The organism is Pseudomonas sp. SC3(2021) (assembly GCF_019856535.1).
Taxonomy (GTDB): domain Bacteria; phylum Pseudomonadota; class Gammaproteobacteria; order Pseudomonadales; family Pseudomonadaceae; genus Aquipseudomonas; species Aquipseudomonas monsensis.
On the sequence record NZ_CP082236.1, the window covers coordinates 474281 to 485814 of the forward strand.

The 11534-nt window shown below is 60.3% G+C and carries 13 protein-coding genes; 6 read left to right on the top strand and 7 right to left on the bottom strand.

The genetic code is table 11. The features are described from left to right. Window positions 1-4: 4 nt before the first annotated feature. The gene (gene rpsP, locus K5Y35_RS02260) at window positions 5-256 is read right to left on the bottom strand and encodes a 30S ribosomal protein S16 (RefSeq protein ID WP_003198088.1); all 252 of its coding nucleotides are present in this window, start codon (window positions 254-256) and stop codon (window positions 5-7) included. 311 nt (window positions 257-567) lie between these two features. Then, the gene (gene ffh, locus K5Y35_RS02265) at window positions 568-1944 is read right to left on the bottom strand and encodes a signal recognition particle protein (RefSeq protein WP_123464947.1); all 1377 of its coding nucleotides are present in this window, start codon (window positions 1942-1944) and stop codon (window positions 568-570) included. 210 nt (window positions 1945-2154) lie between these two features. Between ffh and K5Y35_RS02270 the strand changes: the two genes are divergently transcribed. The 3 genes from K5Y35_RS02270 (at window position 2155) to K5Y35_RS02280 (ending at window position 5820) form a co-directional block, all read left to right on the top strand. After that, window positions 2155-2967 carry an inner membrane protein YpjD gene (locus tag K5Y35_RS02270; RefSeq protein WP_123464945.1) on the top strand — a complete coding sequence of 271 codons (813 nt, stop codon included), beginning with the start codon at window positions 2155-2157 and terminating at the stop codon, window positions 2965-2967. A 12-nt stretch (window positions 2968-2979) separates the two neighbouring features. After that, entirely contained in the window at window positions 2980-4212 is a 1233-nt protein-coding gene (locus tag K5Y35_RS02275) for a transporter associated domain-containing protein (protein WP_222833591.1), read from the top strand. Window positions 4213-4503: 291 nt separating this feature from the next. Then, window positions 4504-5820, top strand: a complete 1317-nt coding sequence (locus K5Y35_RS02280; RefSeq protein ID WP_222833592.1) for an MFS transporter — start codon at window positions 4504-4506, stop codon at window positions 5818-5820. Between the two features lie 114 nt (window positions 5821-5934). Here K5Y35_RS02280 and purT read toward each other — a convergent pair whose 3' ends face one another. The 5 genes from purT to K5Y35_RS02305 form a co-directional block, all read right to left on the bottom strand. After that, window positions 5935-7116, bottom strand: a complete 1182-nt coding sequence (gene purT / locus K5Y35_RS02285; protein WP_102900595.1) for a formate-dependent phosphoribosylglycinamide formyltransferase — start codon at window positions 7114-7116, stop codon at window positions 5935-5937. A 100-nt stretch (window positions 7117-7216) separates the two neighbouring features. Further along, window positions 7217-7684, bottom strand: coding sequence for a VUT family protein (locus K5Y35_RS02290; protein WP_128615564.1), 468 nt, complete (start codon window positions 7682-7684; stop codon window positions 7217-7219). 155 nt (window positions 7685-7839) lie between these two features. Then, the gene (locus K5Y35_RS02295) at window positions 7840-8055 is read right to left on the bottom strand and encodes a DUF1289 domain-containing protein (RefSeq protein ID WP_123464933.1); all 216 of its coding nucleotides are present in this window, start codon (window positions 8053-8055) and stop codon (window positions 7840-7842) included. Then, the gene (locus K5Y35_RS02300; RefSeq protein WP_186745029.1) at window positions 8052-8576 is read right to left on the bottom strand and encodes a gamma carbonic anhydrase family protein; all 525 of its coding nucleotides are present in this window, start codon (window positions 8574-8576) and stop codon (window positions 8052-8054) included. The genes K5Y35_RS02295 and K5Y35_RS02300 overlap by 4 nt, the downstream gene beginning before the upstream one ends. A 50-nt stretch (window positions 8577-8626) precedes the next feature. Then, complete coding sequence (locus K5Y35_RS02305) at window positions 8627-9226, bottom strand: CoA pyrophosphatase (protein WP_123464930.1); 600 nt, start codon at window positions 9224-9226, stop codon at window positions 8627-8629. Window positions 9227-9373: 147 nt separating this feature from the next. Between K5Y35_RS02305 and K5Y35_RS02310 the strand changes: the two genes are divergently transcribed. The 3 genes from K5Y35_RS02310 (at window position 9374) to K5Y35_RS02320 (ending at window position 11503) form a co-directional block, all read left to right on the top strand. Continuing rightward, entirely contained in the window at window positions 9374-9925 is a 552-nt protein-coding gene (locus K5Y35_RS02310) for an NUDIX hydrolase (protein WP_123464928.1), read from the top strand. A 47-nt stretch (window positions 9926-9972) separates the two neighbouring features. Beyond that, window positions 9973-10488 (top strand): murein L,D-transpeptidase family protein, encoded by a 516-nt coding sequence (locus tag K5Y35_RS02315; protein ID WP_123464926.1) that lies wholly within the window; start codon window positions 9973-9975, stop codon window positions 10486-10488. A 283-nt stretch (window positions 10489-10771) separates the two neighbouring features. Beyond that, entirely contained in the window at window positions 10772-11503 is a 732-nt protein-coding gene (locus K5Y35_RS02320) for a GntR family transcriptional regulator (RefSeq protein ID WP_128615566.1), read from the top strand. The last annotated feature ends 31 nt before the right edge of the window (window positions 11504-11534 follow it).

Consider the following 11534-nt stretch of genomic DNA (forward strand, 5'->3'; position numbering starts at 1 on the left):
TTGCTCAGGCCGCAGCCTTGGCAGATTCCTTCAACAACTGAGCAACGCGCTCAGAAGGTTGTGCACCAACGCTCAGCCAGTAGGCAACGCGCTCTTGGTTCACGGACAGACGGACTTCCTGACCACGGGCAACAGGGTTGAAGAAGCCAACCTGTTCTTTGTGGGAGCCGTCACGCGGGTTACGCGAGTCGGTTACGGTCAGGTGGTAAAACGGGCGCTTTTTGGAGCCGCCAAGGGCAAGACGGATTGTTAGCATGTGAACATCGTTCCTGTAGTCGGTGCTGCAAATCTAAATGCACAGCGGGCATGGGTGCCCGAAAGGCCGCATATTCTAAGGAATATCCGGACTTTTGCAAATGACTTTTTCCGGCGCCTATGGCATGCCGTGCAGATTTGCATAGAGAGCCGTCGATGAAAACGGCCAGTCAGCTCCCGCCGAGTGCGGGTTTGCTGTTGATCCTGCATCCTTGCAGGGTCTGCGCCGGTGCGACGACCGGCGAAGTCTTAGTGTCCTGTCTCACCCATTTCACTCGCCAAAAGTGAGCAGAATCGGTGAGACGGGGCACCTTACATTTTTGGCATGCCGCCGCCGGGCAACATACCGCCCATGCCGCGCATCATTTTTGCCATACCGCCTTTGGCGGTGAATTTCTTCATCATCTTCTGCATCTGCTTGTGCTGCTTGATCAAGCGGCCAATGTCCTGCACCTGAGTGCCGGAACCCATGGCGATCCGGCGTTTGCGCGAACCGCTGATCAGTTCAGGGTCACGGCGCTCGGCCGGGGTCATGGAATTGATGATGGCTTCCATCTGTTTGAACTGCTTCTCTGCAGCATTCTGGGCATTGCCCATCTGCGACAGGTTGACGCCGCCGATGCTCGGCAGTTTGTCCATGAGGCCGCCGAGGCCGCCCATGTTCTTCATCTGTTGCAGCTGATCGCGGAAGTCTTCGAGGTCGAAGCCCTTGCCCTTCTTCAGCTTCTTGGCCAGCTTGTCGGCCTTGTCCTTGTCGAGCGTCGCTTCAGCCTGCTCGATCAGGCTGAGCACGTCGCCCATGCCGAGAATCCGCGAAGCAATACGCTCGGGGTGGAACGGATCGAGCGCTTCGCTCTTCTCGCCCATACCGATGAACTTGATCGGCTTGCCGGTGATGGCGCGCACCGACAGGGCGGCACCGCCACGGGCGTCGCCGTCGACCTTGGTCAGGATCACACCGGTCAGCGGCAGCGCGTCACCGAAGGCCTTCGCCGTGTTGGCGGCGTCCTGACCGGTCATGGCGTCGACCACGAACAGGGTTTCGACCGGGTTGATCGCGGCATGCAACGCCTTGATCTCGCCCATCATCTCTTCGTCGATATGCAGGCGACCGGCGGTGTCGACGATGACCACGTCGATGAATTTCAGTTTGGCTTCTTTAATAGCCGCGCTGGCGATGTCGACCGGCTTCTGGCTCAGATCGGACGGGAAGAACGTCACGCCGATGTCGTTGGCCAGGGTTTCCAGCTGTTTAATAGCCGCAGGACGATAAACGTCCGCCGACACGACCATCACCGACTTCTTCTTGCGTTCTTTGAGGAAGCGCGCGAGTTTGCCGGCGGTGGTGGTTTTACCGGCACCCTGCAGACCGGCCATCAGAATAACGGCTGGCGGCACGGCGCTCAGGTTCAAGTCTTCGTTGGCCGCGCCCATCAGGCTTTCGAGTTCGGCCTGGACGATTTTCACGAACGCCTGACCCGGCGTCAGGCTGCGCGACACCTCGGTGCCGACAGCGCGCTCCTTGACCGAATTGACGAAGTCCTTGACCACCGGCAGGGCGACGTCGGCTTCGAGCAACGCCATGCGCACTTCGCGCAGGGTGTCTTTGATGTTGTCCTCGGTCAGCTTCGCCTTGCCGGTGACATGGCGCAGCGTCTGCGAGAGACGGTCGGTTAAGTTTTCAAACATTGCGCGATCCTTTCAGGCCCTGTGTAGACCGGGATAATGGCGGCCCAGACCGGATTCAACTTGTGCTCGGCGAGCCTGCGGCGTGGGCAGGTCGCGGATTATAGCGAAGACTGCGGCCGGCGGACACCTCGCTGTCAGCTTCCTGAGTCTTTCGTGCCATGGCGGTTCTATGCCAAACTCAGCGCCTTTCGGGCTTGCCTAACAGGATTTATGCTCCCCTTGTCACCCAGTTTGCTGACCACCCTCGCCGCCGCCCTTCTATATGCCGCTGCGACCCTTTATCAGAGCACCCGTCTGGCCACCGGCGCCAAGGCTAACAAGCGCCTGCTCGTTAGCCTCGGCGTACTCGCCGTGGTTGCCCATAGCGCCAGCCTGCTCACGCACCTGCTGACCCCGATCGGCCTGGGCCTGGATTTCTTCAGTGCCTCCAGCCTGATAGCCGCGGCGGTGATTGCCCTGACCCTGCTCGCCTGCTCGCGCATACCGGTGGAAAACCTGCTGGTGCTGCTGTTCCCGCTGGGCGCGGTCACCGTGCTGCTGGCGCAGTTCGCGCCGGCCGGCACCGTGCAGATCATTGATGAAGAGCCGGGCATCCTCGCGCACATTCTGTTGTCGATCCTCGCCTACGGCATGTTCACCATCGCGGTGTTTCAGGCCTTGTTGCTGCTGGTGCAAGATCACCAGCTCAAGCACAAGCACCCGTCCGGGCTGATCAAGAATTTCCCGCCGCTGCAAACCATGGAAAGCCTGCTGTTCGGCTTCCTCTGGGCTGGCTGGACGCTGCTGTCGCTGTCGCTGATTTCCGGCTGGCTGTTCGTCGAGAACCTGTTCGCCCAGCATCTGGTGCACAAGACCCTGCTGGCGTGCCTGGCCTGGGTGGTGTTCAGCGTGCTGTTGTGGGGCCGCAACCGTCTCGGCTGGCGTGGCCACAAGGCGATTCGCTGGACGCTCGCCGGTTTCTGCCTGCTGATGTTGGCGTATTTCGGCAGCAAACTGGTTCGTGAATACATCCTGCACATCTGACGGGCGGCATAAATGGACGGTTTGCCCATAGGGCCGATGCTTGCGGTATTTGTCCTGCTGGTTTTGTGGTCGGGGCTGTTTACCGCCGTCGAAATCGCGCAGCAACACCTGCTCGCGCAACGCGCCGCCTCGCGTGCCAGCGATAAGCCACTGGCGAAGCTGAGCTTCCCGCTCGACAGCCTGATCCTCTGCAACACCCTGTGCCGCGCCCTCGCGATGGTCATTGCCACATTGCTGGCAATTTTTCTCTGTGAAGAAAACGGCCCTTGGGCGGCGTGCCTCGGTGCCGGCGCGATCCTGCTGGTGTTTGCCGATTACTTCCCGCGTACGGTTGCCCAACGCTACCCCGATGCCGTGCTCGCCTTCGGCAATACCCTGTTGGGCGTTCCGCTGAAGATCGTTTATCCGTTCGCCTGGCTGTTCAGCCGCCTCAGCGGCCTGTTGATGACGCCGTTTGTGCGCAAGGCCCAGGTGGTGCAACAGAGTGAAGATGAAGCGCCGGCCGACCGTTATGACGATCCGGAACATCCGGTCCGGGCACACCCGGTTGCGGGTATTCATGCGCTGGACAACATCACGGTCAACGACATTCTGGTGCCACGCAGTGACGTCGACGGCATCAACCTCGACGACTCGATCGAAGAAATCATCGAACAACTGCGGCATAACAAGCGCACGCGCCTGCCGGTGTTCCATAGCGACATCAATCAGGTCGAAGCGGTGCTCAATACCCGGCAGATCCGGCATCTGCTGAACAACGGTGATCTGACCCGCGAAGCGCTGCTGGCCGCCAGTTACGAACCGTACTTCGTGCCGGAAAGCACGCCACTGCAACTGCAATTATTGAACTTCCACAAACAGCAGCGCCGTCTGGGCATGGTGGTGGACGAATACGGTGAAGTGCTGGGCATCGTCACTCTGGAAGATATTCTCGAAGAGATCGTCGGCGAATTCGAAAGCGAGCACAGCCTCGACAACCCGCACATTCATCCACAAGCGGATGGGCGGATGGTGATCGACGGCACCGCGTCAATCCGTGAGCTGAACAAATGCCTGGGCTGGCATTTGCCGAGCGATGGACCGAAGACGCTGAATGGTCTGGTGACCGAGGCGTTGGAGACGATTCCCGAGAGCGCGGTTTGCTTGAAGATCGGACGTTATCGCCTGGAGATTCTCGAGACCGAAGAGAACCGGGTGAGCAAGGTGTTGATCTGGCATACGAGCCTGGTGCCGGCCAAGATTTAAAGCTTTTGTGGCGAGGGAGCTTGCGACCTCGCTACAGAATCACTGGACTGCAGATTGCGGTGATTTTTTATCCCTCTTGTTTGATCGTTAGCCCGCTTCCTATAATCAAGCCGCTTACCCAAGCACCGCCAAACCTCGTGCTTACCCCGCACCCGAAAGGTTTCGGCCATTTCCTCTGCATTCCGGCGACTGTTCCTACCTGAAACAGCGACCGCGCCTCATCCCACATCCCTGGGTGCTCGACCATAATAATTCGCTCCAATGGAGCTCATGACTGTCAGGGATCACCGCATGACAACCAGCACCGCTTACAGCGCCACCGCGCCTGCCCAACCGACCAACTCTGCCACACGCGTGGCCACGGCGAGTTTTATCGGCACGGCCATCGAGTTCTATGACTTCTACGTTTACGCCACCGCTGCCGCGCTGGTGATCGGGCCGGTGTTCTTTCCACAAACCTCCGGCACCGCGCAGATGCTCTCGGCGTTTCTCACGTTCGGCATCGCCTTCCTCGCCCGCCCCCTGGGCTCAGCGCTGTTCGGCCATTTCGGTGACCGTATCGGACGCAAATCGACGCTGGTCGCTTCTTTGCTGCTGATGGGTGTCTGTACGACGCTGATCGGCGTGCTGCCGGGTTACGCCAGCATCGGGGCCTGGGCGCCGATCCTGCTGTGCGTGCTGCGTTTCGGTCAGGGCCTGGGCCTGGGCGGCGAATGGGGTGGGGCGGCGCTGCTGGCGACGGAAAACGCCCCGAAAGGCAAACGGGCGTGGTTCGGCATGTTCCCGCAACTCGGCCCGTCGATTGGTTTCCTCGCCGCCAACGGCTTGTTTCTGACACTGGCCATGACCCTCAGCGATGAGCAGTTCCGCAGTTGGGGCTGGCGGATTCCGTTCCTGCTCAGTGCGGCGCTGGTGATGGTCGGCCTGTACGTGCGCCTCAAGCTCCACGAAACCCCGGTGTTCGCCAACGCCATTGCCCGTCAGGAACGGGTGAAAGTGCCGCTGGTCGAGCTGCTCAGCCAGTATTGGGCGCCGACCCTGCTCGGTGCGGCGGCCATGGTGGTGTGCTACGCGCTGTTTTACATCTCGACCGTATTTTCCCTGAGCTACGGCGTGTCCACCCTTGGCTACAGCCGCGAGACGTTCCTAGGATTGCTGTGCTTTGCCGTGCTGTTCATGGCCGCAGCAACGCCGCTGTCCGCCTGGGCCAGCGACCGTTACGGGCGCAAACCGGTGCTGATCATTGGTGGCGTGCTGGCGATTCTTTCTGGCTTCCTGATGGAGCCGCTGCTGACTCAGGGCTCGACCTGGCGGGTGGCGCTGTTCCTGTGCATCGAGTTGTTCTTGATGGGCGTGACGTTTGCGCCAATGGGGGCGCTGTTGCCCGAGCTGTTTCCGACTCACGTGCGTTATACCGGCGCATCGGCCGCTTACAACCTGGGCGGAATCGTCGGCGCCTCGGCGGCACCGTTCTTCGCGCAGAAACTGGTGGCGATGGGCGGTTTGAGTTATGTCGGCGGGTATGTATCGGCGGCAGCAGTGCTTAGCCTGATAGCGGTGCTGTGCCTGAAGGAAACGCGTGGCAACGATCTGAATCAGGTTGCCTGACAGATCGCTATCGTGGGCAAGCCCGCTCCCATAGGGTTCTCAGTTGATCGCACATGTTGTGCACAACCAAAAAACCTGTGGGAGCGGGCTTGCCCGCGATAGACGCGCCTCGGTTTACAGCTCTACCACAACAGCCTGAGCAGCGCGGGTCGCCTTGGCTCGCGCAGCCTCGATCGACTCATCCCGCGCCAAGGCCACGCCCATGCGACGCTGACCATTGACCTCTGGCTTGCCGAACAGACGCAGCGCCGTATCCGGCTCGCTCAGCGCGGCGCCGAGGTTGGCGAAGGCAGTCTGGGTCGACTGCCCTTCCACCAGAATCACCGCCGAAGCCGAAGGGCCGAACTGACGGATCAGCGGCACCGGCAGGCCGAGAATGGCGCGTGCGTGCAGCGCAAACTGCGACAGGTCCTGGGAAATCAGGGTCACCAGACCGGTGTCATGCGGACGCGGCGAAACTTCGCTGAACCACACCTGATCGCCCTTGATGAACAACTCGACTCCGAACAGACCACGACCACCCAGTGCTTCGGTGACCGCTTTGGCAACGCGCTCGGACTCGGCCAGGGCAATCGGGCTCATCGCCTGCGGCTGCCAGGACTCCTGATAGTCGCCCTTCTCCTGACGGTGACCGACAGGTGCACAGAACGTGGTGCCACCGATGTGGCGCACGGTCAGCAGGGTGATTTCGTAGTCGAAATCGATGAAGCCTTCAATGATCACCCGGCCCTTGCCGGCCCGGCCGCCTTCTTGCGCGTAATCCCAGGCTTTCTGCACATCATCGGCGCTGCGCAGCAGGCTCTGGCCTTTGCCCGAAGAACTCATCACTGGCTTGACCACGCACGGGAAGCCCAGGTCCTCAACGGCCTTGCTGTAATCCTCGAAGGTGTCGGCAAAGTGGTACGGCGAGGTCGGCAGGTCCAGCTCTTCAGCGGCCAGACGACGGATACCTTCGCGGTTCATGGTCAGTTGCGCGGCACGGGCGGTCGGGATCACGGTGAAGCCTTCGGCTTCCAGTTCGACCAGGGTGGCGGTGGCGATGGCTTCGATTTCCGGCACGATGAAGTGCGGCTTCTCGGCCTCGATCACCGCACGCAGGGCAGCACCGTCGAGCATGTTGATCACGTGGCTGCGGTGGGCAACCTGCATGGCCGGCGCGTTGGCGTAACGGTCGACGGCAATCACTTCAACGCCCAGGCGTTGCAGCTCGATCACCACTTCCTTGCCCAACTCACCACAGCCACACAGCAATACGCGGGTCGCGGTCGGCGACAATGGAGTTCCGATACGGGTCATCTCAGGTCCTCAAAGAAGCGGATCATCGAGGAAAGCAACGCCAGACGCGCTTTCCATGGGGAGAAAGCGCGGCATTTTACATGAACCCGAGGGTTTGGCTTCAGCTGGCGACAGCCTGTTTGCGCTCGCGCCAGGCCATGATCAGCCAAACGGCGGTGACACCGGCGAACTTCGAGGCCAGCGCGGTGATGATCACCGGCGGAGTCATCAGGTCGATCATGCCGAAGAAGATGAAAGTATCGAGGGGAATGCTCAACGCCGAGCTGATCCACAAGCGGTCGCGCAGCGGGCGCTTGGTGATGCTGAACACCAGCCAGTCGATGATTTCGGACACCGCGAACGCGGTGGCGCTGGCCAGGGCAATGGATGGATCGGACGTCACGTAAGACAGCACCAGCGCCGCCAGCATCGCCACGAGGGCGCCGTGGCCGAAACGGGCCTGCACCATGTCGCGCAACACGAACACCAGGCCACCCCAGGCCGACCAGATGATGTCCAGGTGCGGCGCGGTGGAGAAGGCGAAATTGATCAGCACGACGCTGCTGATGTAGGCGATGAGGAAAATCATGGGGGCGACCTGTCAGATTGGCGCACAGGTTACTTCAGAGATTGTTGTGGGCCAATAAGAAGTAGCGGCTGTGCGGGCCTCTTCGCGAGCAAGCTCGCTCCCACAGTGGAATGCATTTCAAATGTGGGAGCGAGCTTGCTCGCGAAGGCGGCCGGTCAGGCGCCTGATTTTCCGGGAATCATCCAGATCAAGCCACTCGCCTTCGCCCGCTCATGACACAACCCCAGCACCACGCGGCGCTCGTCATTGGTCATGCGCCCCCAGCGAGTGATCTCCGCGACCGTACGTTGGCAGCCAGTACAAATGTCGTCCTCATCCAGCGCACAAATATTCACACATGGCGAAGCGACGGGTCTTTCGGGTGTGTTCATTCTTCTTGCTCAACCAGATCACGCGCGTAACGCTGTGCATTGTGCACATAGTGTGCGGCGCTGGCTTCGAGCATCTTCTTCTGCGGCTCGGTCAGCTCACGCACCACCTTGCCCGGCGAGCCCATCACCAGCGAACCATCAGGGATTTCCTTGCCTTCGCCAATCAGCGAATTGGCGCCGATGATGCAGTTCTTGCCGATCTTTGCGCCGTTGAGAATCACCGCGTTAATGCCGATCAGGCTGTAATCGCCAACGGTGCAGCCATGCAGCATGGCGTTATGACCGATGGTCACGCCGGTGCCGATGGTCAGCGGAAAGCCCATGTCGGTGTGCATCACCGTGCCGTCCTGAACGTTACTGTTCTTGCCGATCAGGATCAGTTCGTTATCACCGCGCAGCACGGCGTTGAACCAGACGTTGGCGCCCTCTTCCAGTCTGACCTTGCCCACCAGCACGGCATTGGGCGCGACCCAGCTCTGTGGATGGGTGTCGACACGGGCGTCGCCCAGGCGGTATTTCATCGTGTTTTTCCTCAGGGCCGGGCCATTCGAGCGATGGCTTCAGGGGTGTTTCACGTATTCAAAAATGTTTTGGGCGGTTGATGCAGGCTGATCCTGGCGTCATAGAGCAGGTTGATCAACTCGACGATCATGATCGCCGTCAGCCCCCAGATCTTGTACTCGCCAAACCGATAGCTCGGCACGTACCAGCTGCGCCCCTGGTAGTCGATGCGATGGGTGTGCTCGCGGGGGTCTTTGCGGAAGAACTCGAGGGGGACAGTGAAAACGGCAGCAATCTCGGCGTCGTTGGCCAGGTACTCGACATAGTCGGGAATTACGCCGACATAGGGCGTGACCTTGATGCCATGCAAGGAGATCAGCGGGCTCAGGGGACCAATGACTTCGACCAGTCCGGGGGGCAGGCCGATTTCTTCTTCGGCTTCACGCAGGGCGGTAAAGATCAGGTCCGGGTCCTCCGGATCGCGGCGTCCACCGGGGAAGGCGACTTCGCCGCCATGGGTCGACAACCCGCTGGCCCGCAGGGTCAGGACCAGTTCCGGCTCGTCACTGCGGGTGATCGGCACCAGCACGGCGGCCTCGGGGAAACGTTTATCGGTCTCCAGCGTGCGCGGTGTGTGGTTACTTACCCTATGCAGTAGCTCATCCAGCATGAGTGTTCTCGATCTGTGCCTTACCCTGCATCATGCACCAATCAATGCGCGTGCCCAAGCCCCCGAATCTCGCCATGTCGCGAAACGACAACTTGCCGACCGGCCTCGCTGCACGCCAAGATAGGCGCAGCATTCAGGAACCCGAGTATGAAATTTTGCAGCCAGTGCGGTAACCCGGTCACCCAGCGCATTCCCGAAGGCGATTCGCGGCTGCGATTTGTCTGTGACAGCTGTCAGACCATTCACTACCAGAACCCCAATATCGTCGCCGGGTGCGTACCGACCTGGGGCACGAAAGTGCTGCTCTGCCGCCGCGCCATCGAGCCGCGCCTCGGCTACTGGACGTTGCCGGCGGGTTTCATGGAAAACGGCGAGACCATCGAGCAGGCCGCCATCCGCGAAACCGCCGAGGAAGCCTGCGCCCGGGTACGCAACTTGAGTATCTACACCCTGATCGACGTGCCACACATCAGCCAGGTGCATGTGTTCTTTCGCGCCGAACTGGTGGATATGGACTTCGCCGCCGGCCCCGAGAGCCTCGAAGTGCAACTATTCGACGAAGCCGACATTCCCTGGGACGAGCTGGCTTTCCGCACGGTGGGGCGTACCTTAGAATGCTTCTTCGCTGATCGGCGCGCCGAAACCTACCCGGTTCGTTCCGAATCGATACCGCCGTTGACTCAGCCTGCGATCACCTGAGCTTCTATTAATAAAATATCTGCGTCACTCCTTGGGGAATTGTTTCAATGCGCTGGTTGTTTGCTCTGTTTTGCCTGTCGTTCGTCTCAGTCTCCCAAGCGTCTTTCGTGACCACCGTGACGCCGTCGAATAGCCCGATGATCGAAAAAATCCTGGTGCTCAAATCGGCGCATCAACTGCAGCTGATTGCCGACGGCAAGCCGATCAAGACCTATCGCATTTCCCTGGGCAAGGGCGCGAAAAAGGGTCCGAAGCTGATTGAAGGCGACAAACGCACCCCGGAAGGTTTCTATTGGATCGACTGGCGCAAGGTCAGCGAAAAATTCAACCTGGCGATGCACATCTCCTACCCGAACATCAGCGATTCGGCGCGCGCCCGGCGTGAAGGTGTCGAGCCTGGCGGGATGATCATGATCCACGGCACCCCGGATTCGGAAGAAACCCCCGAAGACCTGTTCCACACCCTGGACTGGACCGACGGCTGCATCGCCATGCGCAATATGGACATGCGTGAAGTCTGGGGCCTGGTGCCGGACGGTACGATGATCGAGATTCGCCCGTAATCAGCAACCGCTGGTCACCCACAAAAAAATAAATCAAAAGACCGCAGCCAGCGGCAGCGCCTACAGGGTTGATACCACTTCCCACTGTAGGCGCTGCCGCAGACTGCGATCTTTTGCTTTTTGCACGCCACCTCTAATACCACTTCAAGACAACCCAGCCATAACCCGCCATTTCATTGGGCCACAGGTCAATTCCGTGCGTTGACATGGTATTCAAGTGGTATTAATTTCCGCCCCACAAGCGAGCCACAACAATCCAATACTCGCACCGGAAATGACCTGCATGAATGACCTCCAGGCCCTACGCCCGAATGACTCCCAGCCGACGCCGCTGTACCTGCAGCTGGCGCGCAATCTGGAAGCTGCGATCCATGCCGGGCAGTGGAAGGCCGAACAGGCGATGCCGTCAGAGCGCAACCTCAGCGAGCAGCTCGGTATCTCCCGGGTCACCGCCCGCAAGGCGCTGGAAGTGCTGCTCGATCAAGGTCTGATCCGCCGCCTGCAAGGTTCCGGCACCTTCATCACGCCGCGCCTCGAACAGCCGCTGTCGCGCCTTTCGGGCTTCAGCGAAATGCTCCGCCTCAAGGGGTTTGTACCCAGCTCGCAGTGGCTGGAGCGCGAAATCACCCTGCCGACCCACGAAGAACTGATCCGCCTGAGCCTGTCGCCGAACGACAAAGTGGCGCGCATGAAACGCCTGCGCAAGGCCGACGACACCGTGATGGCCATCGAAATGAGCACCCTGCCCGCCTCGATCATGCCCAAGCCGCAATTGGTCGGTGATTCGCTCTACGAATACCTCGACGGCATCGGCAAACCGATCGTCCGCGCCCTGCAGCACATTCAGGCGATCAACGCCTCGGACGAGTTCGCCGCATTGGTCGGCATCGCACCCGGCACCGCCATGTTGTTGATGACCCGGGTCGGCTACCTCGAAGACAACACGCCGATCGAAGTCACCGACACCTATTGCCGCAACGACTACTACGACTTTGTTGCAGAGCTTCGTCGATAAAAAGCTTCGTAGATCAAGAGCTGCGCCGCTG